Origin of the sequence: Pontibacillus yanchengensis (assembly GCF_009856295.1) — a bacterium.
GTDB lineage: Bacteria > Bacillota > Bacilli > Bacillales > BH030062 > Pontibacillus > Pontibacillus yanchengensis_A.
Genome location: NZ_WMEU01000001.1, coordinates 695,225 through 720,848, shown reverse-complemented (window position 1 = coordinate 720,848; position 25,624 = coordinate 695,225). Strand labels below are relative to the sequence as shown.

Genomic DNA, 25,624 nt, shown 5'->3' with positions numbered 1-25,624 from the left:
CCTCCTAGTTCTGCGTAAAGTATTCTGTAAGCAACTGTTCCAAATGATCGCTATAACTTCTTAGATCAGATATTTCTTTTACATAAGTTAATAACGCACGAAGCAGAAACAACCTTGGGTGCTTATCTTGAAGTTCTTGCTCCAGTAAGTTGATGGAGTCAACGTAATATTGCTTTTCATTTTTATTAATGGTTAAAGTATGAATCACTTCCTTCATATCACTAATAATTCTTTGGATGTGTTCCACTTTGTTGTAGGTACTCTCTTCTCCCATAAAAGATAGAGGCAAAATAGACACAATCTGATCTCTATTCATTTGGTCTATAATTACATCCATACGATCGCTCAAAAAACGAGCTAAATTTTCTATCGATAAATGAATTTTATTATGAACAAGCAATTGTAAATATTCCTTCATCATTCCCTCAAACATAATGACTATATCCCAAATGTAGGGTTGAATAGTGTGTCCATATGTTGCTGTGAAAAGGTTTTTATGCCAATGCATCATCCTGTTTTTATTTTCTTCCATTAAGGTCTGGAGTCTTTGATTATCACGGATTGGAAGCTCTCGAAATTGCAATAAAATAAAATCACGTTTATCCAGGAAGTCCTCGATTTGAATAATCAATTTTTGAATGAATGTTTCTTTTTTTGTTGAGAAGTGTTTTTCGTCTAGAGATTGAGCTTTTTGGAACATAGCATGTTGAAAAAACTCGATTGAGTCCATATAAAGGTCTTCTTTTGAAGAAAAGCTATTATATAGTGATCCTTTTGAAATACCACATGCTTTAGCAATGGCTTGCATGGATGTTTCATGATAACCATTCTCGGAGAACAGACGCATGGAGGTTTGGATAATTTTTTCTTTTTGAGTATTCATTATTAGCCCTCCTATTTATTTAAAACCATCAAGTCAAAAATAGAACTAATGAGTCACAACGTATATTTTATGTGTGATTAGAGAGTTAGTCAATGAAAACACATTTACCATGTTTTACAGAATGGTTTACATGAAGAATTGGCATAATCCTCACTCTCACGTAAATACTATTAGTGGCTAAAAAGCCGTAAATAAAAGGAGGATAATGCATTTGAATAAATATATCTTATATGTGTTTACAGCTTTATTATCCATTAGCATACTTACAGCTTGTGGTAATCAAGATGAAGCACGTAATATAAATCAACAAGCAGAAGATAATTATAAGCCTTTAACGTTTGAACCTAATGGGAAATCTTATCAAGAGGAAAATGAAAATACCCGATTAATGAAGCGATTTGATGTAGAAGGTAATGTTCGTCAATATCTCCCGGGTGAAAACGGAGAAGCTGGTCGCTATAACTTTAACGCAGAACGATTTGAATTTGGTCAACCAACTCCTGACAATGAATATAACGCTCAACGTAAACCAAGAGATAATCAGCAACAACAGCAGCAACAACAAAAACAAGACCAACAGCAAGAAAGTATGGACCAAGCACCTCAAACAGAAGAGAATGCTAAACAAAAAGATACAGCACAATCAAGTGACTTTAAGGCTAAAGTTGTAGACTTGACGAACAAAGAACGAGAAAAGAAAGGTTTATCTAAATTAAAAGCTTATCCTGAGCTAAGAAATGTAGCGCAGAAAAAGTCAGAAGATATGGTGAAAAACGGGTATTTCTCTCATAATTCACCCACTTATGGTAGCCCATTTGAAATGATGCAAAACTTTGGAATTGATTACAAAACTGCTGCCGAAAACATTGCTGCAGGTCAGCAAACACCTGAAAAAGTTGTAGAAGGCTGGATGAATAGCGCAGGTCACCGAAAGAATATTTTAAATAAAAATGTAACGCATATTGGTATTGGAATTGAACGTGGCGGCGATATGGGAATTTATTGGACGCAAATGTTCATTCAAAAATAAGTATGGTTAAGGATGATACCTCATTTGAAGTATCATCCTTATTTTTATGTTTGTTCTGGAACTCACTTATGTTGATCATTGTGTAAGCACTATTCAGGAAGAGAGAGTTCAATATTTATGACAAACACTTAAATTACTAGCATAACCATGTTTAAAGATGAAACTTATAAAGGAATAATACGTATTAGAGTAAAGAGAAAGAAATAAGAACTATGTGAAGGGAGAGACTTAATAATGAGTGAGCAACAAGGGTGCGTGAAATGTGGAAGTACAGATGCGGATACCAAGGATGTTTCTATGACGGGATCTGGTCTTGCGAAGATGTTTGATGTTCAGAATAATAAGTTTACCGTAGTATCATGCAAAAACTGTGGGTATTCCGAATTTTATAATCAAAATGCATCTAAAGCAGGAAACATATTTGACTTTTTCTTTGGTGGGTAAACGAAGTGCCTGTATTCTAATTAAGAATGCAGGCTTTTATTTTATAAAGGTGAAGAATTGATAAAAACCCACCCTTGCGCAGATTTGTAAATTTGGTCGATTTTTACTGATAGCTAAGGGCTTGTCAATACTCGTGATTCCTTTATACTGTATATATGCTATGGTAAAGGAGTCGTTAAGAATGGAAAAGAATAAAGTGATGCTTGTAGATGGGATGGCGCTATTGTTTCGTGCTTTTTTCTCTACAGCTATGAGCGGATATTATCGTATAAATAGTAAAGGCACACCTACAAATGCTGTCCATGGCTTTGTAAAACATTTATTTACTGCCATGAATCACTATAACCCAAGTCATGTAATTTGTTGTTGGGACATGGGGAGTACGACATTTCGAACAGAAATGTTCCCTGATTATAAAGCGAACCGTGATGCTCCTCCAGTTGAACTACTTCCTCAATTTGACCTCGTGAAAGAAGTGACAGAATCGCTGGATATCCCTAATGTTGGTATTAAAGGGTATGAGGCCGATGATTGCATAGGTACATTAACAACTCAATTAAGTGAAGAGTCAGAAGTACTTATTCTCACTGGTGATCAGGATATTCTACAATTGCTTAAAGAAAACGTGAAAGTTGTTCTTTTGAAAAAAGGCTATGGTAATTATGGTGAATATACAGAACAGGCTTTTTATAATGAAAAAGGCATTACACCAGAGCAAATGATTGACTTGAAAGCTCTTATGGGGGACAGTAGTGACAATTATCCTGGTGTAAAAGGAATCGGAGAAAAAACAGCGCTGAAATTACTTCAGGCTCATGGATCTGTGGATGGTATTTTGGAGAATCTTTCTTCCTTAACCAAAGGTCAGAGGGAAAAGATTGAGCGGGATTTAGAAAACCTACATCTTTCTCGTAAACTTGCACGGATTTATTGTGAAGCAGATATTACATGTTCACTTGAAGAAGCTTCATTATCAATTGATCGAGCACTAATGACAGATAAATTCAGCGAAGTCGAGTTGGGTCAATTGGATTCAATGATTGGATAAAAAACATGGCGTTTAGCCATGTTTTTTTGTGTAGCGTACTGTAATCATGTTACTTATTTTTCAACTGAAATAGCTGATCTATACGTGCAGTTTTTATCGTTTAACATCGAACTAACCAGCGCCGTGTGCAGTTAACGTGCATTCGCGTCTTTTTTTATAGCTCGAGATCAGTAGAGTCAGTAGCATGCTTTGTCACTAAAACCTTCTTGATTTTCCGACTTTCTACTTTAATGATTTCAAATGTCAGGTTATTTCTTTCTAACAGCTCACCTTCTTTGGGGTATGTATTGAATTCCTCTAGTAAATACCGTGCTAAAACATCCTGATCTTCAGGAATATCGGTTCCAAATATAGAATTCAACTTATGTAATGTTATTTTTCCATCGCAAATGATTTCTGTTTCTGTTAGCTTATCTATTATGGGATTCACTTCTACATCAGTCTCATCTTCTATCTCTAGACCAATCATCGCTTCAATAACATCTTCAAGAGTCAAGATACCTTCTGTGCCTCCATATTCATCCAAGACAATAGCGATATGTTTTTTTTCTTTAGTCATCATACGAAATACCCATTCAACTTTATGAAACTCATAAACCAATAGGGGATCATGATAATTAAAGTTTTCCATCGGCTTCTCAGGCTCCATAGACCATGAAATTAAAAACTTGGAATGGAATATGGCAACGATATTGTCCATATCCTTGTCATAAACAGGATACCTCGTGTATGGATTTGATAATACCACATCTCGTACTTGTTCAAATGTTGAATTGTTAGGAAGGGCAATAACTTCCACGCGAGGTGTTTTCAGTACATCTTTTACATTTAAATTATAAAAGTCTAACACACCCTTTATTCTGTGATATTCGTATTTTTGAAAAGTACCCTCTGAATCAGCAATATCTACCATTGTTCGTAACTCTTCTTTTGATACAGAATTGTCAGGTGGTTGTCCTTTGGATAATGCGTTTGTTACATAACTCGTAATCCAATTTAAAATGATGGTTATAGGCTTAAACAGAATCACAAAAAACCGAATAACTGGTGAAACCAACAATGCTATACGATCAGGAAAAGTTGCTGCCACCGATTTAGGAATAACTTCCGAAAAGATAATAATTGAAACAGTTAAAATAGCAGAAGCAACACCTACATTAAAATCATATTGAATTGCCATTGTCGTCACAAGGGTTGGAAGCAAGATATTAGCGATATTGTTACCGATTAGAATGGTGGTAATAAATTCGCTCGGTTTTGAAATTAGATTCAATAGACTCTCTGCTTTTTTATCATTCTTATTAGCTTTCGATTGTAGTCTTGTTTTATTTGTAGCTGTTAAAGCTGTTTCGCTTCCTGAAAAAAACAAGGAAACAAAAAGCAAGAATATAATAGCAAAAATCACTTAGTAACTCCTCCTTAAAATTCCCTAACTATAGATTATTTTTATTATAGAAGGTTTGTTTTTTAAAAGAAAGTATATCACTAATTCTGCTCTATTTATCTTTGTTTTTTTATGATCAAAGAGGTATTAGTTTAGAAGGCTAGCTCTTATAATGAGACGCTAGCTCATAAATCTTATTAACGCTCACATATGTAAAATCAAACCCAATTTAGATGTAAAAAAGCCATCAACCTTATGTTGATGACTCTTCAAAAAGATATAAATATTCTTCATAACCTTTGTCCTTCATTTCTTCTTTCGGAATGAAACGTAGGGCAGCTGAGTTCATGCAATAGCGTTTGCCTGTAGGTTCTGGTCCATCATCAAAGACGTGACCAAGATGTGAGTCGGCTTTTTTGCTGCGGACTTCTGTACGTGTTCCAAATAATGAGTTATCTTCCTTCAACACAATATAATCTTTATCTATAGGTTGAGTGAAACTTGGCCAACCTGTTCCTGACTTGTATTTATGAGTAGAACTAAATAGTGCCTCCCCAGAAACAATATCTACATAAATCCCAGCCTGCTTATGGTCCCAATATTTATTATCATACGCTGGTTCTGTACCGTCTTCTTGTGTGACTTTATATTGCATATCTGTTAACTTTTGTTTCAACTCTTCTTGCCTTGAAGCCTGATTCTTATTTTCTTCCTCACTTTTCTTTGGGAGGTTCAGTTTTAGATCGTCTCCCCAATATTTTTCTAAGAAGTCATCCCGACCAGAGTTATCTCGATAAATGTTATAGCGTGTAGTGTTTTTCTTATAGTAATCCTGATGATATTGTTCTGCTTTGTAGAGAGTAGATGCCTCTTTTATTGGAGTAACAATCGTTTCTTCAAAGCGATTCGATTCTTTAAGTTCCTCTTTTGATTGTTCTGCAAGTTCTTTCTGTTTCTCGTTATGATAAAAGATTCCTGTTGTATATTGTTGTCCCCGATCGACAAATTGTCCTTTGTCATCTGTAGGATCGATTTGGCGCCAAAAGATGTCTAACAGCTCTTCATAGGAAATCACTTGTGGGTCATACTTCACCATCACTGCTTCCACATGTTCGGTACTTCCTGATGATACTTCTTTATAGGATGGATTTTTCTTAGAGCCATCTGTGTAGCCGGAAATGACTTCTTTTACTCCCTTAACTTTTTCAAAAGGGGGTTCCATACACCAAAAACAACCACCAGCAAACGTTGCTATAGCTTCATTGTCTGTGATTTTTTCAGCATTCACGGCTTCTGTATCATGAGATCGTTTCGTTACATAAGGGTAGGCTTCCGGGATAATCAAAAAGGCGGCAATAATACCTACAATTCCAAGAATCCAATAGGTTCTTTTTTTCATGGAGGTCACGCTCCTTTACCTGAATATCTCAAAGTTGAGATTATTTATATTCATTATATCATGGATATCAGATAACCTTACAATTATAGTGGGCTATAGCAAAAATTTCTGGAGTACCATAAGATGTTATATGCTAAGATAGGAATAGTGATTGATGAAAGGGTAGAATACGATGGCATGGGATTTTTTGAATTTTGTTGCAGTGGCTGCGTTCGCTTTTAGTGGGGCGATAGTAGCTATGAGTGAACGGTATGATATTTTTGGAGTTATTATATTAGGGATTGCCACGCCTTTTGCAGGTGGCATAGCAAGGAATCTGTTTCTTCAGCAGGATGTAGTCCATATTTGGGAACAGGGTATTTTCCTTTATGTTGCTGTTGGAACCATTATGATTGTTTACTTTTTCCCTAAGAGGTGGGTCATGTTTTGGAATCGTTGGAATGTGTATTTGGACGCCTTTGGCTTGTCGGCTTTTGCCATCCAAGGAGCATTGTTTGCAATGAATAAAGATTTACCTTTTGGGGCTGTATTATTTTCAGCCATTATAACTGGGGTCGGTGGTGGAGTTACACGTGATGTATTAGCTCAGCGAAGACCAATGGTTTTACATACAGAGATTTATGCCGTTTGGGCACTTGTTGCCGGAGCAATCATAGCGTATGGAATTATAGATTATTCTAATCCAATTCAATTATATATACTGTTTGTGGCGATTATCACATTAAGACTATTATCTTTCCACATGAATTGGCATTTACGTTTCCGAGATCTTTATCGAATATAACTATGAGGAAAAATGTGGTTCACAAGCATGTTTTCTTTTGTTAGGATTATACCAATCCATTACAAACACACAATAAAATAGCTAGGGGAGTCATGTATATATGACTGAGAGGATTTGTTCCGACCCTTTGAACCTGATTTGGTTAAGACCAACGGAGGGAAGCAGAAAGCATGCGTTTAGGCTAATGTAGTTATTAATGTAACATACGTATATCCAAGCTCACCCTCCAAGGGTGGGCTTTTTTTATTTTCTAGGAAATTATAAAAATGTTGGCTTGTGCATAACTAAGTAAGTTATAGAGGCCACGTCCAGTCCAGCGCCCAGCGACTAGCAAACTTCCTGCACCTCCTTATGATAAGTCAACATCGAACGCTTGCGCTCTTCGTGTTTCCTTTATCTCAAAACGATTCATAGGGAGTTCGATTAAAAACAATTGCGTCACGCAGCAACATCAAACCAACTCACGTCCTGTGGGCAGTTTGTACGTCGCTAACCGGATGCTTGTGTTTCAACGATAGAAAAAAGAAATAACAACAAAATGAGAGACCTTTTGAAAAGTATTTGTACGGTGTGCTATAGTGTTGTGCTATATCACCACTATATACCTAGTAAAAGAAATTTACATTGAAACGTTTTACTAAAAATGTACGTCTAATGAATGACAAAAATGGTATAGGTACTTTGGAGAAAGGATGACAAACAATGAACAAAACTGTACTTATCTTGTCTCTGACAGGAATTCTATTAACTAGCGGATGTTCTGGAGATAAAGACATAACGATAGATGACTCTAGTCAATCAACTTTGGAAGAGGTAGATGAAAACTCCTCTAATAAAACCTCAGCAGAAGACGATAAAGAACAACCTTCAAATCAAAACTCAGATGGAACAGAGGAGAAAATTAGCACTGAAGAAGAAACTTCAACTAACGATAATTCTAGTAAGGAGCAACAATCTACTGGCAAGACTTCCTCTAACAAACAAGATAACGATCAGGAAAGTAAGAAAGAAAAGGATGCTCAAAATAGTGGAAGCGAAGAAGATAAACAATCAAGTAATACCAGCATTTCGAAACAACAGGCTGTTAACTTAGTCATTGAACACCTCTCTATGAAAAACAAGCAGGATGTCACCATTGAAGTCGATCACGAGGTTACAGATAAATATGTTGTTCATGTTTATGAAAAAATAGAACAGGAAAATAATATTCATACAGCAACAATAGGTTGGTATTATGTGAACAAGTATTCTGGCAAGGTTACAAATATGATGAGCTAAACAATAGCATCTCTTTTAATAAGTGGTGCTATTTATCATTACATAATGAAGTTAGATAAACATATGTATAAACAGTCTGGAAATGTATTCTTTTAACGAATTACGTTATGAATATAAATTTTATCTGTTTCGCTAGAAAAGAGGGAGAGTATGGTTCAAAAAATTGCAATCGTAACAGGAGCGTCTAGTGGATTTGGTTTATTGATTACTGTAGAACTGGCTAAAAGAGGTTTTAAAGTATATGCTACAATGCGAAACTTAGAAAAAACACATCATGTAACAGAAGCGGTACCAAGTCCTGAGATTTTAAGCCGGATTCACTTCGAACCACTGGATGTAACGAAGGAAGATTCAATCAATCAATTTCATCAATTTGTTGATTCTCTTGAGCGTATCGATGTACTGGTGAATAACGCGGGCTATGCTCTGGGGGGCTTTAGTGAAGAGATTACAATGGATGAATATAGGAAACAGTTTGAGACGAATGTATTTGGTACCATGGCTGTTATCCAGACAGTGCTTCCAACAATGCGACAACAGAAGAGTGGCAGAATCATCAATATGAGTAGTATAAGTGGGCTAGTCGGTTTTCCAGGTATTTCTCCTTATGTTGCTTCTAAGCATGCACTAGAAGGGTATAGTGAAAGTTTACGATTAGAATTAAAACCATATGGAATTAATGTTGCTATTATAGAACCAGGTTCGTTCAATACTAATATATGGTCAACAGGGAAGCAAATTAGTGAGAAATCTTTACAAGAAACATCCCCTTATTATCATTATATGGAAAAAATTGAAGCAGAGATGGAGGCAGGAGAACAGGATTTAGGAGAACCACAAGACGTTGCAGACCTAGTTGCATCAGTCGCAGAGAAGCGTAAAGTAAAACATCTGCGTTATCCTGTAGGTAAAGGAGTACGCAACATGATCCGTTTAAAAAAAGTAGTACCGTGGCCAACTTGGGAAAGTAAGTTTTTAAAGCGGTTGAAGCTTTAGGTGGATAAATACATTGCATTATAAAAACTCCTGGTAACAATTGTTACCAGGAGTTTTGCTTACAACAAAAGAAAGATGACACTTTGTTTTTTGGCGATATAGCCCAGCGACTAGCAAACTTCCTTCTCCTCCTTACGATAAGTCAACATCGGTTCGCTACCAATCACCATGTTTCCCTTCAAGGGGAAGGAAGTTCGGTTAAACCTGCTACCTCACGTAGCAACATCGAACTAACCCATGTCGTGTGGATAGCAGGTTGTACGTCGCTAAAAGGGCGCCCTGAGCTTTTCCTTAACAGATTGAATCCTTAGGATTTGGGTTTTTCATGCCAAATAGTGGTCGAATAAATAATGCAAGGTACGTTCCGATTAGTGCCATGATCATCCATACCCAGCCGTGTAGGCTAAAGGAGGCGATGCCACCAAAATAAGCGCCAATGTTGCAACCGAACGCTAGACGAGCTCCATACCCCATTAATATTCCTCCGATTAAGGAAGAAGCGGCAACACCTGGTTTAAACATTTTTGGTTTAAAAGAACCCTGAGCAGTAGCAGCTATAAAGGAACCTAGAATGATTCCGAAGTTCATTACACTAGTGGAATCAGCTAGCACGGTTGTTTGTAAAGCTTCTGTACTTCCTGACCAGTACCCCCAGCTGCTCACATCAATACCCAAAGCCATTAAGACTTTAGAGCCCCAAAGAGCGAAGGCAGATGTGATGCCCCATGGGTTACCTCGTACAGATAGAGTAATTGCATTTAATACAGCTAGAACTACAGCTGCTACAAGCAATGGCCATGAACCACGTACTAGTTTCTTCAATCCAGTAGTCGTAGGAAGTGGCTCCATTTTGGGAGGATTTTTCTTCTTAGCAACCTTTACTGTAATACCATAGATTCCAGCAAAGATAAGAAGCTGAAGTGCAACACCACCAAAATAACCAAGCCCAGTATCGGTAGCAAGAGATACAGCTCCAAAACTAGGTGTATCCATCCACCAAGTAAAATGGTAGGCACCAATGACAGATCCAACTATGAACCCAAATAACGTTATAAATAGAGACGCTTTTCCACCACCTACGTTATAAAGAGTACCAGAAGCACACCCATTACCCATTTGCATACCAATTCCAAAAAGGAACGATCCAAATACAACACTCATGCCTACAGGAAATACGTACCCACTTGGAGAACCTCCTGTAAAACTAAATCCAGTACCTAATATGATGGCAAATAAAATGGATGCAACTGCAAGCATCAGCATGTGAGCTTGCATGCCTTGAACATTTCCAACGGATGTTAATCGTCTAAATGCTGAAGTGAAACCAAAACGAGCATGAAGCAAAGTGATTCCAAAGGCGAGACCAATAATAAATAACACACCTTGTGTCCACCCTGTTACCACTACGGTTATGGTAAATAACACGATTGCTGCAATTATACCTATCGTTACTAGTGGTTTCTGGACGGGATTCAATTGAGCAATCTGAGTTGTAAATGTACGATTAGAAGTTGTTGTTGCTGTTTCCATGATTAATACACCTCAATTCCTATCAATTTAATAAGGATTATTTCGAAAACTATAATAGTATGGAATGGAAAACTTGTAAATAAATATGATTGAACAACTGAATATTCTTTTATTGATTTTTATGAGAGAACAAAATAGGTAAGAAAAGGTCTTCAATAATCGAGGCATAATTTGGAAGACTTGGATTCGAGATAATTAGGGGTGGCCCGATGCGTAAAAAGAGTAGGGTTGGGTGGGAAACAACTCGCTTTCCTGCGGGCGAGCTGGTAAGCGAGTTGTTTCCCACCCACCTATCCTGCCCAGGTATTGCTATCGGACTACGGCATACTTGTTGCTTTAATTGTTATGGAGAGCTTACCGAACAATTTAATGTGAAAGCGGACATAGGATGCGTTATATCTTTAAACAAGACAATTTTCGGTACTCAAAGGACATAGGATACCTTATTTGAAGCAAAACACCCTTTATGAAGGGGGGATTTAGTTACATAAGGTATCCTGTTAACTTCTATAAAAAGCGTTTTTTCAGGAAATAAGAGATTATATGTCCGTTAAGATAGAGGAGACATCAATCACCATTGCCATGTATCCGTTTCTCCCAACATCGCAGGAGGTGGCCGTGGAACAAGGAGACTCCCGCCGGAGAAAGAGGTAGGTAAGATCCCCTGAGGGTGTTTTTCCCCTGAAGGTAGAATGATTAGGGAAGGTTCGATTAAGATCGTCACATTGTGTGACAACGTCGAACGACCCTACGTCGTGTAGGGCCGGCCGGACGCGAGTTGTTGCAGAGGCCACCTTTATTCTAACGAAAGCAACGGAAACATCCCTCTTTTTTAGCATTTTTAACTATGATAAGAAGATTATCTCGAACTAAAGTCTTCAAAATAATGGGCAATAATGGAAGATCAAAAGTAATATTTAATGAAACTTTTAATAGGAAAGAGGATGTAGAGAATCATTTCACTGCATCATTCATAGAAGAAGCCATTTTCTTCAAATAAGAACGAATAGAAAACCAAAATATTAAATAGATGATAATGAAAATAACAACACCAATACTTATCGATATGGGATCTGCAGGGACCCAACCAAAGCCAAAAGCAAGGGCAAAATACACTACAATGGAAAGAGTGAAGTGTAGACCTATTTGTTTTAATAGGCTCCATTCATTCTTATCAAAAATAAAAGAGGCGAAACTGAAATAGATCCCCACTATTAAGCTACCCAACATATTTAACCAAACTTCATCTACGGAAGCTTCTACTTCTACTATCTTCATAATGGTGAGTGCAATAAAGGTGAATATTCCAGCGAAACCTATTCCAACGATTCCTCTCTTTAATAATTCAACGACCATTTCCATCTCCTCCTAATAATTTTTGCTTAAGTGAAACGACATAGTTCCTTGTAACGTATTCTTTATTACCAGACTTAAAGTGAACACATAAATTACCATTAAAGGCGACTTCAAATTTTTGTATCATCCGAGTGTTTCCAAGAACTGATTTTGAAAATCTTGCAAAATGAAAAGTTTCAAGTAACTCTTCTAATTCGTATAATTTCATTTTTACTTCAATGTCTTGATGGTTAATACGTGCGTACACTTTTCGTTTTTCCGCATAAATGAAATCAATATCCTCGGGTTCGATTAAAATGGTTTGTTCTTGGTTGGTTCCTGCAATTCGTTCAGGGATGGGATGTTTGATCCGTTCCATTAATTGGTCTAATTCGTTGCTCCACGATTGAGCATGAATCGTTACAGATAATTCGTTATATTCATCCCGAATATCAATATTTACATGCATGCGTGATCACCTCGATTCATTACAAGTATTGCAAATTATTCTTTTTGCCGCTACATCATTTGAATAAGATGTAGTTGGTTATGTATAAGAAGAAAGAATAAACACATAGGAAGGTTTTGTTAACGTATAAATATATTGTAAGGAAGGGATATACATGGTTCAATGGATAAAAAATTTGCTAGCTAAACGAAATGTTATTATCTATACGACGTTTGATCAAAGTGATTACATGAGAAAGTATCAACATTTGTTGACGAAAGGGATTGATGTGAAAGTTAAAGTCACGGATAATTCACCTAATATGGACTCTCAAGAGGTTACTGTTGGCGAACATTTTCAAATGAAACAGTTTGATTTGAAAGTTCCTAAACAAGAGGCTGAAGAAGCAAAGTATTTTATAGGTTTGGGTTAGTTTTGAATTCTCTCCTTGAAGGATGTGAGGAATCTGGAGACGATTGAGAAGAATCCTGCTGGTTTCTGGATAAGACTAGGCGCAATACTGTTAGATGGGATTGCACTAGCGGTTATTTTTTTCCCCATTTCGATATTCCTTAGCTTATTGGGAGTAGGAGATACCGTTATGGATAACGTCGAAAGAATTGTAAATCCTATTTATTCGATTGTCGTCCCGATTATCTGGTCTGGGTATGTAATTGGTAAACGACTTTTTGGAATACGTATTGTGAAAATGGATGACTCTAATGTTGATTTTCTTACAATGGTTTTAAGAGTTGTTGTGAGTGGTATCATTTATATCGCTACCATTGGTATTGGTTTTATCGTAAGTGCTTTTATGATTGGACTACGTGATGATAAACGAGCTATACATGATTTAATTGCTGGAACGTACGTTACGTATAATAAACCGTAATAAAAAAAGCTGTCATTTTAATATATTGACAGCTTTTTTAGCGTTTGTTTAGCTCCAAACTCTGCATTTGGGAGTTGGTGAGGGACGCGAAATAAACTTATTTATAGTTTTATCACAGGCTGAGCAGGAAATAGAATACTATCAATTAATAAGGAGTGTAAGTAATTATGATGGAAACGTTTAAATTGAAGACTAGGCACCATGACCAAATGGTTGATATTACAGAAACGTTAGAGCAATGGATTAGTGATAATGATATAAGAGATGGGGTTCTCATTGTTTCTTCTTTACATACAACAGCTGGTATTACAATTAATGAGAACGCAGATCCAGATGTGAAAACGGATATGTTGATGAGACTGGATGAAGTTTATCCTTGGGAGCACTCGAAAGATAAGCATGGAGAAGGAAATACAGCATCTCACTTAAAAACAAGTACAGTAGGCTCATCTGAAACCATCATTGTGGAGGATGGAAAGCTAGTATTAGGTACGTGGCAAGGAGTTTATTTTTGTGAATTCGATGGCCCTCGCAGTAGACGTTATGTGGCTAGAATCATGTAAACGTAAAAACTTCATTATTTTGAAACATAATTCACTAAACCCTCGTCTAAAGGTGTAAATGAAACTCTTATTAGGAGAACATTGTTAGATTGACATGATTGTAATCTAGCAATGATCATCTTAATAAGTTTTTTTGGTTTGACCTATATAATGGCAGGTTAAATGATAAGAGAACGTTTACACCTAGGGAGGAGGAATGGTGATGAAAGAATTAGTGAGGAAAATAGGGATGGTGGTTGCGGCAAGTTGCTTTGTCTTTTCCCCATGGTCCTCATATTTTGTGGAAGCAGATACGCAATACAATGACTTGTCAGAAGATGTAACAGGTTATGAAGAGATTCAATATCTATCAAATAAAACTATTATCAAGGGGTACCTGGATGGTAGTTTTAGACCAGGTGATGATGTGACTCGAATGGAAGCAGCTATTATGCTTACAAGGGCTTTAGATTTATCTACGAAAAATCGACCTGATCCTAATTTGAAAGATATCTCCAAAGATCACCCACACTATAAGTATGTTGCAACCGTTGTAGATGAGGGAATCTATCAAGGGACACCATCCAATCGATTTTTGCCTAGTGAAAGCATTAAACGAATTGACATGGCAGCGGTACTTACAAGAGCTTACAACCTAGAGGGTGGTCCAATCACTCCAGATTTCCGTGACGTAGCAGACGACCGACAATATATGACCAAGGTTGTTTCAAATGGTATTTCTGTCGGATTCCCAAACCAAACATTCAGGCCTGACATCGCTACCACCCGTGCTCAATTCTCAATCTTTTTAGCAAGAACAATGGATGATCAATTTAAAAATCCAACAGTTAGTTCAAATCTATTAGAGAATGTTGAAGATGGAAAGATTCGTAATTGCTTCGCCTCACTAAATCAAGAGACAACGTACGAAGAATTTAAGGAAACACATGGTAGTCCTGAAAAAAGACTAGATTTTGATAACGGATTCTCTGCAGAATACGGGAAATGTATATATAGCTTCAACGGAGAAAGACCTCAAAATATGTTTAAATTCATGTACTTCCCTAAGGATGAGCGTCTAACAAAAGACAAAATGCCAGATAGGTTCGGTGAACCAGATCGTATCAATGAACAAAATGAGTCTACAATCGAGCAAATCTATGAGTTAGAAAATTACACAGTGAAACTTGTATATCCGTATCAAGAAAATGTTCTTCATCATATTGAAGTATTACCGAATGATTATTTGGACCCGACTTGGTTGTTGCAAAGTCAGTATTTTAACAATATAGACCAAGTAAATGGAAAGCCAGTCATCCAAAATCCTGAAAACCAGCTAGCGCTTGTAAATAAGAATAACTATTTGCCATCAAGCTATTTACCAGAACTTGTACGTCCGGAAGTGGACTTTGTATTTGGAAATCAAAAATTGAACAAAGCACTGATGAGACCAGAAGCAGCCAATCATCTTGAAGTGATGTTTGATGCTGCTGGAGAGGATGGTATAAATATACTTGCTACATCTGGTTATCGTTCATTTGAACGTCAGCAAACATTATTCCAGCAAGAAGTTGAAGAATCTGGTAGAGAAGCAGCAGAAGAAGTAGTTGCTATACCTGGCTCCAGTGAACACCAATCCGGCTTAGCGATGGATATTACATCACCTTCTGTTGACTATCATCTTGTGCAACGCTTTGGTAATACAGAGGCTGGAAAGTGGCTAGCAGAGAATGCGCATCAATATGGATTTATTTTGCGTTATCCTCAAGGCAAGAAGGATGTAACAGGCTATCAATATGAACCTTGGCATTTCCGCTATGTAGGAAAAGAGTATGCAGAAATTATCCATGATAACAATCTTACACTTGAACAATATTTTCAAAGTGTAACTGGAATTTAAAACGTAGAGCGTATTTGCTAGATTTTATATTGAAAAATTTTTAAACCATCCTTGTAATTAGAAACGGGCAAGGATGGTTTTTTATTCTAGAAGATTATGAGGGTGATTGCGCTTTTCTTATTATCTAGTGACTTCGTCTGTTTGTGTATATATAAAGTATGCGCCGAGCATTTAGAGGTTTTCTTTACTAATGAAGGAAAGGCTTAAAAAAAGTGTTTTGAATTATTATATAAAAGCTAGGGCAAGAAATCCTGCTAAGATAATAGAAAGATAAAGGTAAGGAAGCCAGCGAGGAAGTGTTGGAATGGTTTCAGTGAGCAAATGTTGGTTTAGATGACGTTTAGCTTTTACATGTCCTAATGCAGAAGCTTTTTGCAAATACACGATTGATTTCTCTGCCTCCCCCTTTTCAAGAAGAAATACTCCATAGTCATATAGGCGATCTCGATTATTTGGTGAATAGCGAACCCATTTTTCTAAATAATTTGGGTCATCTTTGTTGATATAAATTCCCTGTTTAACCTCTTCCAAATGTTTATTCAATTGTATCCCCACCTTCATGTAGAGTAGTAACTGGTTAGTCTACATTACATTATTATGTGGGAATGTATAGAGTTAGTCGTTTTACTTCAGGGTATTTTTAACGGAAGATAGTAGCAAAATCTACATTCTAGGTAGATTTGGACGTGAAGTTAGGGCGCTGTAAAAGCTATATAGTGTAAGGAATAATAATAAAAGAAGATAAACTGAGTACATGATGATGACATTTATAATTGAAGGGAGTATTTGTATAAGAAGAATTACATTCCCTATGGTGGCAATGGTTAGGGATATTGCGTAAAACTCAGGTGTATCATGGTAGTTTAGTAGATAGATGGTCACGAGGATTAGAACAATAGTAAAAAAAGCAGATATTGTAAACATAATGGTTTCAGAGAGGGATGGATCAGAAGACATCGATATAATGGCTAAAACAAGACTTGTCCAACAGATGAATATGAATGATAAACTGGTGATAAACAATTTTTTCATAAACTTTTTCTCCTTCATATATGTTTCAAATACCGTAGTGTAGTTAATTTTATTTTAACATTTAATGTAAGTTATTGTATGAAGAAATTTAACAATTGTATGAATAGATAAACGTTGATGGAGGGAAGCAGGGGACTAATTGGTTGTATGGTGTCAAATAGAAATAATCAATTAAGGGGATTTATAGGATGTATATTTTATTAAGAATACTTTTTAAGCATAATAAGTTAAAAAGTAAATGATATAGGTGAAGGGTGTATGTTTCTCTCTCTCTACTGGTAAATATCGCTAAAGTTACCATGGTATGATAGGACATACTTAATCAACGCATCATTCAGTAAATTACGGTGAATGTATTATGTAATAAACATTGATGTAAGAGGTGTGGGGAGGATTAACATGAATTATCCTCAACTATATGCTAATGAGTAAATGTTTCTTTTTCCTCCTTATCATCAATGATAATAAGTTCAAGTTAAGGGATTAACGATTATATGATATCTCGTTTTTTGCATATGACTCTTAATTTGGTGAATGTTTAGCTTAGTATCTAAAATATATTCTTGTTTGAGTGAAAAGGAATTTTAATAGAGGCAAGATTGTTTCGACATGGAATTAAACCGTTTTAACTAGATGGGGACGTTGGCTCATTGCTTTTAAGATAAACAACTTATCTTGACTTGTCAGCATTCTCCAGCTACTAGCTTTAATTTTCATTCCATTCTCCTCCTTGAATTTGAGATGCTTTTGAAATGAACAACATGTATCTTTGATTGTAATAGTCTATACCGTCATTTCAAACAAATTAAACAACAAAAATATCAACAATGTTCGATGGATTTCGAGTAAAATAGGGAAGGTTTTAAAAAATTTAGATGGGATTATGTTGAATGGGGGGGAGAGGTGTAAGTTTTTGTAGAGTGAAATATTTAGAAAAATATCTATAGTTATGTAAGAAAGAGTCAATTCCCTGTTTAGCTTATTACAGGAAATGAACTCTTTCATCAAATTATGGATTACGCAATCATCTTTCTGCATTCCTCAGCACATTTACGACATGCTTTAGCGCATTTTTGGCAATGATCGTGGTGGTGTGCTTCGCACGTATCAGCACACTCTTCACATGCTGTGATACAAACTTTAGCAATTTCTTGCATATACGGAGAGTTTCGAGTAATGGATTGTTCTAAAAATGCACAGATGTCAGCACATTCCCTATCCAGACGAATACACTCTACCATTGTATTTACGTCTTCCTCTTGTAGGCAAGCATCATAGCAATGATTACAGGCTTCCATACATTCATGTAACGCTTCTAATACAGACGGAAAATTTTCATGAGTCATAGTAATAGTACCTCCTAAGAATTAGCTCTAGTAAGGTTTACCATTTATTTTTGTTTTTTAAACTTAAATATAGATAAAAAAAGCACCTTCTCTAATGGGATTTAAGAAGGTGCTACAAGTACTATTAGCTAGTGGTTAGTGGTAAAAGTTTTTCTAAATTCTCTAGTTTTGCTACGTATTCATCAAATGTTTCTTTGTCTTTATCATCAAGTGCTTTGTCTACTTTAAATTGGCAATAATTCAAATCTAATTGGACATCCATTAGGGAACGAATAAACTCCTCTTGATAAAGGTTCTCTAACTCTTTTATGGCTAAGTTAATGCTGTCTTCACCATTTAGAAATACTTTGATACACCAGCCAATCCCTTTAACATATCTTCTTTCTTCTGTAAGGGATAACTGATCACCCTTTGTGATGGACAAAGTATAGGATGGTGTTGTATCCAAGCTACGATCGACTTCATGCTCAAACGATGTGGTCGCGACAAAAGAAGGGTACAATTGGTTGGCTCCTTTCTAGAATGGTTTTATTATGAGAAATTTTATTAAAGTTATCATAAATGTTCAGATATTTCAAAGTCAAATAGGTTGCTCTATTGTATTTATTTATTCTTACTAGTTTTTTTACTTTCACAGAAAATCATGTACACTATAGGCAAAAGATATTTTGAGGAGGGTCACCATGAAGATAGATGCAGTTGTGTTTGATTTAGATGGTGTGATTGTGAATACGGTACCCTATTATTATAAATCTACGAAAAAAGTGGCAGATGAAATGGGAGTACCATTTTCTGAAGAAGATAACTTGGCTTATCAAGGAAGACCTCGACAAGATCTAATTAATGCATTAGCAAGTCGTTCCAATCGGAGCTATACTTATCAAGAAAAGATTGACCTTGGTGAGCGAAAAAATCGCTACTATCAAGAATATATTTCTAGCTTATCAGAGAAAAACATCATGCCTGGTATTCTTCCATTTTTGGAAGAGGTGAAACAATCAGATATTCCAATTACATTGGCATCTTCTAGCTCGAATGCTCGAATGGTATTGAAAAAGCTTGGCTTAACTGACTATTTTTCAGTTATTATGAATCCTAAAGAATTGATAAAGGGGAAACCCGACCCTGAGATTTTTCTATCCGCAGCAGATCAATTAGGTGCGAGTTATAATAACTGCGTTGCTATTGAAGATGGGGAAGCGGGTTTGGAAGCTATCTTTTCTACTTCTATGTTTTCCGTCGGTGTAGGAACAGCTTCCTTCTTGAAACAAGCAGATTGGCACATTGAATCAACAAGGGAGCTTTCACTGGACACATTACAGAAAAAATTAGATAGCAAAAAAGGAAAATAGTCCATTTGAATAGGACGGTTTTTCTTGTTGTTCAAAGTTCATCATACACGCCTTATATACACACATTTTATTCCATTATAGCCCCATTATCTTGAAGACTTGAGTTCGAGATAATCTGGGTAAGAGAAATGTTTCCGTTGTATTATTTAGAGAAAAGATGGGCCTGGAAATAGCTCGCTTTCCTGCGGCCCTACAGGATGTAGGGTCGTTCGACGTTGTCACACGATGTGACGGTTTGAGTCGAACTTCATCTGGATCGATTCGTCTCCTCGGGCCAAAATGCGGCCCTGTGGGGTCTCGACACATCCGTTTTTCCGCGGGAGTCTCGCCATTTCCAGGCCCATCTTTGCATTCGTTTGGTTTAACGGAAACATCGCCATTTGTTGTGGGTGTACACAAATGATATACGTTCTTCGTTAGGCAAATACATATCTTTTTGTGACAAAACACATTTTATTAAAAGATATCTTGGTTGTTCTGCAAAGCATGAAACATATAGTCCCACCACCTTTATTCTAACTAAATCTACGGAAACATCCCTCCTTCGGGATTACCAAATTTATCTTGATTTCAAGTATTCCAGATTATGCCTCGTTTATTGAATAACTTTTCTTGCCTATTTATGTTCATTATTTAAGATAGCCTTATTTTCAAAAAGAATATCTCATACATAGCTGGAGGATGTAGGGTCATATACATAAAAAGAAATATTCTTTTTTTATGCGAAATGAAATAGAAAAGTATTGGCCAATACAGGGGGTACATTCATGAAGAAGGCTCCATTCTTATTTTGTTGTGGACTAGTTTTATTTTACTTAGTGATGAATAGTTACCATCATGTACAAGGTGAGGAGAAAGACGATATAGGCTACCTTGTGTTAGGCGATGCCTGGGCTAGTGGATTGATTGGAAATGGCGATGTGGGAGAGGGGTATGTAGATTTCATAAGCGAAGCTTTTAGGGATGAGGGTTATAACATATATGTTGACAAGCCTTATCCGAAACCTTTTCTAACAAGTAGCAAACTGTTGACACAATTAAAGGGAAAGGCTGTACAGCAAGGCATATCTGTGTCCGATTTTATTACTATTTCAATTGGCTTAAATGATATTCAGTATTTGCTTACTGTACAAGATAGTGGGAGCATTACGGTAAATGATTACGTTGTAAGAAAATCTCTACAAAAAGTTGAACGTAATATAAGTCAGTCTCTTGACCTTATACAAGAAACTCAACCAGAAGTAGAAGTATATGTAATGGGGTATGCCACACCAGATGTTCCTTCATTCATGAAAGACATTACGAAAGATCTTATCATGCAGTTAAACAAAACATTAAAAGAATCGACAGAAGAAAATATAAACGCAACATTTGTAAAAGCTCCTATCTATTTACCAATCGAGAGGAGTTCCGTTACGCTATTACCGAATGAAATAATCTATAAACAAATGGCAAACACCTTTTTACAAACCTATTCAGAAAGAAATGGGCTATCTTTTCAATCTCCTGATTCTGAATGGAGATGGGGAGATGAAGCTTCTTATGAAAGGGTTATAACATATGCAAAGAGCATGCATTCCTCAAAGACTATCACTAGAGAAGAAGCTATACATTTTTTCGAGTACTTAGCACCTCGAGTTATGGAGCCTAAATTTTCTTTTGAATGGAATGACATACAAACCTCAAATAAACTATATCCATTGTTGGTTCGTTTAACCGATATGGGAGTAATACGAAAAAAAGATTCATTTTATCCTGAAAAGCCTATTACACGTGCTGAAATGGTAGCTCTTCTTGCGAGAGCATTAGAGGTGCCACCTAGCTTATCACCTTTATTTTCTGATATTCGTTCAGATCATTGGGCTAACCATTATATCACTGGATTAACTAAAATAGGTTTAATAAAAGGATATCCTGATGGTACGTTCAAACCTGATCAAAGGATTACAGGTAGTGAACTTTATATGATATGGGACAGATTAGATGACTCCATTAACAATTCCTAACCCATACCTGATTACATCAAGGGATGATATGTACAATTAGCTGTAATACAACCCCTGATGTGTATAATTAATTTGATTGAGCAAGTCCGAAGTTAAAAGCTACTAAATGCTTTTTAGAAGCATCGCGTAAGTTAGAAAATACTTTCGCTAGATCGTTTGGTAATTTTTCAATTGTTAAGAATGCTTCGTACATGGCAATGTTGTCAAGTTCGCCTTTCACACCATCTTGAAATGCTTCTTTTATTGTATTTGGTGCAGATACGTATTGTTGTGCATTATTTTCTGGTATTTCGATCTTATATTGATTCATTAAGCGTGTTAATGCTTCGATGTGTTGCTGTTCAGATTGAATGATTTGAGAGAAAGGAAGAATTGTCCCGAATTTTTTGGTAACAGCTTCATATCTTGCTAGAGCTAAGTATTCATCTTGAATGGCATACGTTAATGCTTCTTCAATAGATATATCTTGATCTTGTAATGCTCCTTTTGCTCCGAAGTCACTTGGTAAGGAGGTTTGAGCATTCATACGGGAAGAGAACATAAATACAAGTAACATTACTGCGATTAATATCCATCTTACTTTTCTTGATAATATCCATTTCATATTAGTCATCTCCTTTAATTAGATTCTGCGGTTAGTTTTCCTACACTCTCCAAAATCATACAGAAAGTAAAAATTGAAGCATATCGATTCGTTTATAATTTCCATTAAAAAGGAATACTAACTTTGAAATCATCATGGAAAGGAGATAAGAGTTATGAACCAAGAGCAAATTAAATCAAAAATTCAAGAAGTATTGGATACTCATAAAGTAGGTTCTTTGGCAACTGTTCAAGATGGAAAACCACATTCCCGTTATATGACATTTCACCAAGAGGACATGAATTTGTACACTGCCACAGATAAAGATACACACAAAGTAGAAGAGGTGGAAAGAAATCCATTTGTTCACATCTTAGTTGGCTATGATGGCAAGGGTTTTGAAGATCCTTATGTAGAAGTTGAAGGTAGAGCTAAAATAAATGATTCTAAAGAAATGAAAGAAAAGCTATGGAATGATTATATGAAGCATTGGTTTTCTGAACCAGAGGATGAGGATTATATTATCCTTGAAATTCACCCTACTCAAATTCGTCTGATGAATGTTGAGGGTGAAGAAAGTCCACAAATATATAAACCTTAAGTAAAAAACCTGAAAGCCATTTTATTTGGCTTTCAGGTTTTATTAGTTAGAGTTATAACTAGTTTATTATTGACGATTGAAGTTAAGGGTTCTATCTGCTTGCTCAACTCTTAAACCATCAATAAATGGTTCAAGGTTATCGATAACCTCAAGCTTGTTTAAATCTTCAGCATCGAAAGTAATGTACCCTTTCACAATCAGATTCTCGTTATTATGAGATACGGAAGTGATTTCTTTTTCTTCCATATAATCGTCCATTGCTTCGGGTGTCTTAATGCTGATTTGTTCTTGTTTCACATTAAGATTTTTCACATCTTCAACCATGTATTCAAATTTGAATTCATGAAGATTTTTTTCTACTATCGTTAATTCTTCATTTTTATTGGAAAATGCATACGTATTTTCATCATCTGTATCTTGAGTTTTAGCGCTCTCTTCTTGAGAGTCTTGATCATTGCTCTCATTTGATTGTTGATCTTGTTCTGATTGGGTTGTCTTATTCTGTTTATTATCTGATGTATTACTGTTTTCATTGCTATCATTTGAGCAACCAGCTACGAGTAACATCAGTAACATACTCGTAAGTAGAAGTTGTTTCATATAAAATACCCCCATTATAGTCTTAAAAAATTATAGCATACAATGAGAAATAAGAGAAAGAAGATTCGTCCAACATACAGCCAACACTAGTTTTTGGTGGAATGGGTAAACTAAATAAACAGAAGTAGAGGTGAGATTTATGGCATTCAATCAACTTAAATGGATAAATGTGATTAGTTAGCTCATACATAAATTTCACCTGTTGTCTGACACTAAGTTGGATAACAGGAGGTGGGGATATGAGCCAAAAAGGAAACAACCAAATATCGAACCTACAATGGTGGCAACTGTCCCTTATTGGGGTTGGATGCATTATTGGGACAGGGTATTTTCTTGGGTCTTCTATTGCGATACAAATAGGTGGACCTGCTGTGGTGGGAACTTTTTTATTGGCCGGGGTAGGGACATATATTGTCTTTATGGCTTTAGCGAGCATGACGAGTGCTCATCCTGAAAAGGGATCGTTTCGGGACTATAGTAAACACGCTTTTGGTCACTGGGCTGGCTTTCTTAATGGTTGGATCTATTGGACCTCAGAACTCCTTATTATGGGGAGTCAGCTCACTGCGCTCGGATTATTTACGACATTTTGGTTCCCCAATGCCCCACTATGGATGTGTTCCCTTATCTATGCGGTATTGGGGTTGCTAGTGATGTTTACGGGGGTGAAAAGCTTTGAACGAGTTGAAAATGGTTTTGCTGTTATAAAAGCATCTGCCATTTTAATGTTTATCCTTCTGGCTGGTCTGGGTTTATTTGGTGTGTTGAAAGGAGCAGTTGCTCCAAGTGTTGGAGAAGACACTATTTTATCAGCAGGTCTTACAGGTGTTTGGGGGTCTTTTTTATATGCATATTATGCCTTTGGAGGAATTGAAGTCATAGGATTAATGGCCATGAGACTTAAGAACATAGATGATGCCCCAAAAGCTGGCCGTCTTATGCTTATATTACTTACCTTTGTATATGTTTTGTCAATAATAGGCGCATTGCTACTTGTTTCTTGGAAACGATTTTCTCCAGATGAAAGTCCATTTGTAACAGCATTAAAGGCCTTTGATCTTCCTTATATCTCTCATCTTTTTAATGGAATTTTAATTATAGCAGGGTTTTCGACCATGGTAGCTGCATTGTACGGAGTGACTACAATGATTGTAACATTATCAGAAGAGGGGGATGCTCCACGATTGTTTTCTAAAAAAGGAAAGAGAGATTGGCCTCTGACTGCCCTTACGTTGACCAGTGGTGGGCTTCTATTCTCTATCCTTATTGCTTTATGGTTACCAGAAAAGGTGTATGAATATATTACAACTGCAGCAGGACTTATGTTACTTCTTAATTGGGCTTTTATCTTAATAGCGTATCGAAAGTTATTGAAACCTACTGGTTGGCTCTCTATTCGAACTTGGTTCGGAATTATCCTAATAGCAGTTGCAATTTCTGGAGCATGGTTTCAAGCCAACACAAGACCAGGTGTTTTTGTCAGTATTGGATTCATTATACTCATTGGTGGTAGTTGGTTCTTGTTTAGGAACAAAATAGTAAGTAGTAAGAGGGGCGGGAGTGATAGAGGGAGTTAGTATGTAAGGTTGTTGGATTAAAAACTATAGTGACGGGTCTCATGAAGAATGATAGTCGAGGTGAAAAAAATGGATAGACTATTTAAACAATTCATGTAGGAAAGCCTTTTCATACAACATATAGTTTACAAACTTTTTTATACAAATTATTGAAAATTAATGCGTACCACCATCCAAGCGTGGTATATTTCAAAATAAGCCCTTAAACATTTGTGAGTAGCAAACAAAAGGAGTTAACTACATTAGAATTCAAATTTCTTAGCTTTACTCTTAAATACAAGGGATATCTAATTATCAATAATTTATAAGGAGGGTTACAAAATGAACATGTTTATCAAAGCACGTGAACTTTTCGAGAAAGATTATCAAACTAGCCAAGAGGTTAAACACTACAATGCTTCTATGCAAGGTGGAAAAGCAAAAGCAAACAAATCTCAAAATAAACTAAGAAGAAATCCATTCAAAAAATAAAAGGAGCACGAGTTTATTAATATGACATGAAATTGGAAAGTACCTGATTTGAAAATGGTAGGGCATTAAAAGAAAAAGCACTTTGTTTCATTACAAATCACACAGGTACTTTCCATAACTTTGTTTTACTCCTCTAAACTACACAAATTTCTTGCTTAATTTA

General features: G+C 36.2%; 26 protein-coding genes and 1 riboswitch. Of the genes, 15 read left to right on the top strand and 11 right to left on the bottom strand.

Features of this window, described 5'->3' with window-relative positions:
* Positions 1 to 4: 4 nt before the first annotated feature.
* A complete protein-coding gene (locus GLW08_RS03495) occupies positions 5 to 883 on the bottom strand; it encodes a TetR/AcrR family transcriptional regulator (protein WP_160847178.1) in 879 nt (292 codons plus the stop codon).
* A 211-nt stretch (positions 884 to 1,094) separates the two neighbouring features.
* Between GLW08_RS03495 and GLW08_RS03490 the strand changes: the two genes are divergently transcribed.
* From GLW08_RS03490 to GLW08_RS03480, 3 genes are all read left to right on the top strand, one after another.
* Complete coding sequence (locus tag GLW08_RS03490) at positions 1,095 to 1,913, top strand: CAP domain-containing protein (RefSeq protein ID WP_237458284.1); 819 nt, start codon at positions 1,095 to 1,097, stop codon at positions 1,911 to 1,913.
* A gap of 234 nt (positions 1,914 to 2,147) precedes the next feature.
* Entirely contained in the window at positions 2,148 to 2,357 is a 210-nt protein-coding gene (locus GLW08_RS03485) for a zinc ribbon domain-containing protein (protein WP_160847177.1), read from the top strand.
* 181 nt (positions 2,358 to 2,538) lie between these two features.
* The gene (locus GLW08_RS03480; RefSeq protein ID WP_160847176.1) at positions 2,539 to 3,405 is read left to right on the top strand and encodes a 5'-3' exonuclease; all 867 of its coding nucleotides are present in this window, start codon (positions 2,539 to 2,541) and stop codon (positions 3,403 to 3,405) included.
* Positions 3,406 to 3,559: 154 nt separating this feature from the next.
* On the opposite strand, the gene GLW08_RS03475 is transcribed toward GLW08_RS03480, so the two are convergent.
* Both GLW08_RS03475 and msrB read right to left on the bottom strand, forming a co-directional pair.
* On the bottom strand, positions 3,560 to 4,810 hold the full coding sequence (locus tag GLW08_RS03475) for a CNNM domain-containing protein (RefSeq protein WP_160847175.1): 1,251 nt from the start codon (positions 4,808 to 4,810) through the stop codon (positions 3,560 to 3,562).
* A gap of 232 nt (positions 4,811 to 5,042) precedes the next feature.
* Positions 5,043 to 6,188: a peptide-methionine (R)-S-oxide reductase MsrB gene (gene msrB / locus GLW08_RS03470; RefSeq protein WP_160847174.1), complete on the bottom strand. Its 1,146-nt coding sequence runs from the start codon at positions 6,186 to 6,188 to the stop codon at positions 5,043 to 5,045.
* Between the two features lie 172 nt (positions 6,189 to 6,360).
* Here msrB and GLW08_RS03465 point away from each other — a divergent pair, with 172 nt between their 5' ends.
* From GLW08_RS03465 to GLW08_RS03460, 3 genes are all read left to right on the top strand, one after another.
* Entirely contained in the window at positions 6,361 to 6,972 is a 612-nt protein-coding gene (locus tag GLW08_RS03465; protein WP_160847173.1) for a trimeric intracellular cation channel family protein, read from the top strand.
* A gap of 73 nt (positions 6,973 to 7,045) precedes the next feature.
* Positions 7,046 to 7,149, top strand: a riboswitch (TPP riboswitch).
* Between the two features lie 525 nt (positions 7,150 to 7,674).
* The gene (locus tag GLW08_RS21560; RefSeq protein ID WP_202406393.1) at positions 7,675 to 8,250 is read left to right on the top strand and encodes a hypothetical protein; all 576 of its coding nucleotides are present in this window, start codon (positions 7,675 to 7,677) and stop codon (positions 8,248 to 8,250) included.
* 150 nt (positions 8,251 to 8,400) lie between these two features.
* Positions 8,401 to 9,246, top strand: a complete 846-nt coding sequence (locus tag GLW08_RS03460) for an oxidoreductase (RefSeq protein WP_160847172.1) — start codon at positions 8,401 to 8,403, stop codon at positions 9,244 to 9,246.
* 291 nt (positions 9,247 to 9,537) lie between these two features.
* Here the strand turns inward: GLW08_RS03460 and GLW08_RS03455 are convergent, their stop codons facing one another.
* From GLW08_RS03455 to GLW08_RS03445, 3 genes are all read right to left on the bottom strand, one after another.
* A complete protein-coding gene (locus GLW08_RS03455) occupies positions 9,538 to 10,776 on the bottom strand; it encodes a YeeE/YedE family protein (protein WP_160847171.1) in 1,239 nt (412 codons plus the stop codon).
* A 954-nt stretch (positions 10,777 to 11,730) separates the two neighbouring features.
* A complete protein-coding gene (locus GLW08_RS03450; RefSeq protein WP_160847170.1) occupies positions 11,731 to 12,132 on the bottom strand; it encodes a DUF3021 domain-containing protein in 402 nt (133 codons plus the stop codon).
* Positions 12,122 to 12,580: a LytTR family DNA-binding domain-containing protein gene (locus GLW08_RS03445; RefSeq protein WP_160847169.1), complete on the bottom strand. Its 459-nt coding sequence runs from the start codon at positions 12,578 to 12,580 to the stop codon at positions 12,122 to 12,124. Before GLW08_RS03445 ends, GLW08_RS03450 begins: the two co-directional genes overlap by 11 nt.
* A 154-nt stretch (positions 12,581 to 12,734) precedes the next feature.
* Here GLW08_RS03445 and GLW08_RS03440 point away from each other — a divergent pair, with 154 nt between their 5' ends.
* From GLW08_RS03440 to GLW08_RS03425, 4 genes are all read left to right on the top strand, one after another.
* Positions 12,735 to 12,992 carry a hypothetical protein gene (locus GLW08_RS03440; RefSeq protein ID WP_160847168.1) on the top strand — a complete coding sequence of 86 codons (258 nt, stop codon included), beginning with the start codon at positions 12,735 to 12,737 and terminating at the stop codon, positions 12,990 to 12,992.
* Positions 12,993 to 13,034: 42 nt separating this feature from the next.
* The gene (locus GLW08_RS03435; protein ID WP_423808688.1) at positions 13,035 to 13,451 is read left to right on the top strand and encodes an RDD family protein; all 417 of its coding nucleotides are present in this window, start codon (positions 13,035 to 13,037) and stop codon (positions 13,449 to 13,451) included.
* 167 nt (positions 13,452 to 13,618) lie between these two features.
* On the top strand, positions 13,619 to 14,014 hold the full coding sequence (locus GLW08_RS03430; RefSeq protein ID WP_160847167.1) for a secondary thiamine-phosphate synthase enzyme YjbQ: 396 nt from the start codon (positions 13,619 to 13,621) through the stop codon (positions 14,012 to 14,014).
* A gap of 202 nt (positions 14,015 to 14,216) precedes the next feature.
* The gene (locus GLW08_RS03425; protein WP_160847166.1) at positions 14,217 to 15,893 is read left to right on the top strand and encodes a D-alanyl-D-alanine carboxypeptidase family protein; all 1,677 of its coding nucleotides are present in this window, start codon (positions 14,217 to 14,219) and stop codon (positions 15,891 to 15,893) included.
* A 225-nt stretch (positions 15,894 to 16,118) separates the two neighbouring features.
* Here the strand turns inward: GLW08_RS03425 and GLW08_RS03420 are convergent, their stop codons facing one another.
* The 3 genes from GLW08_RS03420 to GLW08_RS03410 all read right to left on the bottom strand — a co-directional run bounded on the left by GLW08_RS03420 (position 16,119) and on the right by GLW08_RS03410 (position 18,773).
* Entirely contained in the window at positions 16,119 to 16,436 is a 318-nt protein-coding gene (locus tag GLW08_RS03420) for a hypothetical protein (RefSeq protein WP_160847165.1), read from the bottom strand.
* 1,505 nt (positions 16,437 to 17,941) lie between these two features.
* Positions 17,942 to 18,271: a four-helix bundle copper-binding protein gene (locus tag GLW08_RS03415; protein WP_160847164.1), complete on the bottom strand. Its 330-nt coding sequence runs from the start codon at positions 18,269 to 18,271 to the stop codon at positions 17,942 to 17,944.
* Between the two features lie 124 nt (positions 18,272 to 18,395).
* Positions 18,396 to 18,773 carry a hypothetical protein gene (locus GLW08_RS03410; protein ID WP_160847163.1) on the bottom strand — a complete coding sequence of 126 codons (378 nt, stop codon included), beginning with the start codon at positions 18,771 to 18,773 and terminating at the stop codon, positions 18,396 to 18,398.
* A gap of 181 nt (positions 18,774 to 18,954) precedes the next feature.
* On the opposite strand from GLW08_RS03410, the gene pgmB reads away from it, so the two are divergent.
* Together pgmB and GLW08_RS03400 are read left to right on the top strand one after the other, a co-directional pair.
* A complete protein-coding gene (gene pgmB / locus GLW08_RS03405) occupies positions 18,955 to 19,623 on the top strand; it encodes a beta-phosphoglucomutase (protein ID WP_160847162.1) in 669 nt (222 codons plus the stop codon).
* 767 nt (positions 19,624 to 20,390) lie between these two features.
* Complete coding sequence (locus GLW08_RS03400; protein WP_160847161.1) at positions 20,391 to 21,629, top strand: S-layer homology domain-containing protein; 1,239 nt, start codon at positions 20,391 to 20,393, stop codon at positions 21,627 to 21,629.
* A gap of 67 nt (positions 21,630 to 21,696) precedes the next feature.
* Here the strand turns inward: GLW08_RS03400 and GLW08_RS03395 are convergent, their stop codons facing one another.
* Complete coding sequence (locus GLW08_RS03395; RefSeq protein ID WP_160847160.1) at positions 21,697 to 22,233, bottom strand: ferritin-like domain-containing protein; 537 nt, start codon at positions 22,231 to 22,233, stop codon at positions 21,697 to 21,699.
* Positions 22,234 to 22,387: 154 nt separating this feature from the next.
* Between GLW08_RS03395 and GLW08_RS03390 the strand changes: the two genes are divergently transcribed.
* Positions 22,388 to 22,813 (top strand): pyridoxamine 5'-phosphate oxidase family protein, encoded by a 426-nt coding sequence (locus GLW08_RS03390; protein WP_160847159.1) that lies wholly within the window; start codon positions 22,388 to 22,390, stop codon positions 22,811 to 22,813.
* A 66-nt stretch (positions 22,814 to 22,879) separates the two neighbouring features.
* Here GLW08_RS03390 and GLW08_RS03385 read toward each other — a convergent pair whose 3' ends face one another.
* Complete coding sequence (locus GLW08_RS03385) at positions 22,880 to 23,413, bottom strand: hypothetical protein (protein ID WP_160847158.1); 534 nt, start codon at positions 23,411 to 23,413, stop codon at positions 22,880 to 22,882.
* A gap of 239 nt (positions 23,414 to 23,652) precedes the next feature.
* Between GLW08_RS03385 and GLW08_RS03380 the strand changes: the two genes are divergently transcribed.
* Entirely contained in the window at positions 23,653 to 24,990 is a 1,338-nt protein-coding gene (locus tag GLW08_RS03380; RefSeq protein ID WP_160847157.1) for an amino acid permease, read from the top strand.
* 321 nt (positions 24,991 to 25,311) lie between these two features.
* Positions 25,312 to 25,461: a hypothetical protein gene (locus tag GLW08_RS03375; protein WP_160847156.1), complete on the top strand. Its 150-nt coding sequence runs from the start codon at positions 25,312 to 25,314 to the stop codon at positions 25,459 to 25,461.
* Positions 25,462 to 25,624: the final 163 nt, after the last annotated feature.

Coding starts and splice junctions, on each gene's coding strand:
- GLW08_RS03390 (WP_160847159.1), top strand. CDS start 22,388: ATGAACCAAGAGCAAATTAAATCAAAAATTCAAGAAGTATTGGATACT.
- GLW08_RS03485 (WP_160847177.1), top strand. CDS start 2,148: ATGAGTGAGCAACAAGGGTGCGTGAAATGTGGAAGTACAGATGCGGAT.
- msrB (WP_160847174.1), bottom strand. CDS start 6,188: ATGAAAAAAAGAACCTATTGGATTCTTGGAATTGTAGGTATTATTGCC.
- GLW08_RS03375 (WP_160847156.1), top strand. CDS start 25,312: ATGAACATGTTTATCAAAGCACGTGAACTTTTCGAGAAAGATTATCAA.
- GLW08_RS21560 (WP_202406393.1), top strand. CDS start 7,675: ATGAACAAAACTGTACTTATCTTGTCTCTGACAGGAATTCTATTAACT.
- pgmB (WP_160847162.1), top strand. CDS start 18,955: ATGAAGATAGATGCAGTTGTGTTTGATTTAGATGGTGTGATTGTGAAT.
- GLW08_RS03495 (WP_160847178.1), bottom strand. CDS start 883: ATGAATACTCAAAAAGAAAAAATTATCCAAACCTCCATGCGTCTGTTC.
- GLW08_RS03480 (WP_160847176.1), top strand. CDS start 2,539: ATGGAAAAGAATAAAGTGATGCTTGTAGATGGGATGGCGCTATTGTTT.
- GLW08_RS03385 (WP_160847158.1), bottom strand. CDS start 23,413: ATGAAACAACTTCTACTTACGAGTATGTTACTGATGTTACTCGTAGCT.
- GLW08_RS03455 (WP_160847171.1), bottom strand. CDS start 10,776: ATGGAAACAGCAACAACAACTTCTAATCGTACATTTACAACTCAGATT.
- GLW08_RS03395 (WP_160847160.1), bottom strand. CDS start 22,233: ATGAAATGGATATTATCAAGAAAAGTAAGATGGATATTAATCGCAGTA.
- GLW08_RS03440 (WP_160847168.1), top strand. CDS start 12,735: ATGGTTCAATGGATAAAAAATTTGCTAGCTAAACGAAATGTTATTATC.
- GLW08_RS03450 (WP_160847170.1), bottom strand. CDS start 12,132: ATGGTCGTTGAATTATTAAAGAGAGGAATCGTTGGAATAGGTTTCGCT.
- GLW08_RS03425 (WP_160847166.1), top strand. CDS start 14,217: ATGAAAGAATTAGTGAGGAAAATAGGGATGGTGGTTGCGGCAAGTTGC.
- GLW08_RS03465 (WP_160847173.1), top strand. CDS start 6,361: ATGGCATGGGATTTTTTGAATTTTGTTGCAGTGGCTGCGTTCGCTTTT.
- GLW08_RS03380 (WP_160847157.1), top strand. CDS start 23,653: ATGAGCCAAAAAGGAAACAACCAAATATCGAACCTACAATGGTGGCAA.
- GLW08_RS03460 (WP_160847172.1), top strand. CDS start 8,401: ATGGTTCAAAAAATTGCAATCGTAACAGGAGCGTCTAGTGGATTTGGT.
- GLW08_RS03445 (WP_160847169.1), bottom strand. CDS start 12,580: ATGCATGTAAATATTGATATTCGGGATGAATATAACGAATTATCTGTA.
- GLW08_RS03430 (WP_160847167.1), top strand. CDS start 13,619: ATGATGGAAACGTTTAAATTGAAGACTAGGCACCATGACCAAATGGTT.
- GLW08_RS03400 (WP_160847161.1), top strand. CDS start 20,391: ATGAAGAAGGCTCCATTCTTATTTTGTTGTGGACTAGTTTTATTTTAC.
- GLW08_RS03415 (WP_160847164.1), bottom strand. CDS start 18,271: ATGACTCATGAAAATTTTCCGTCTGTATTAGAAGCGTTACATGAATGT.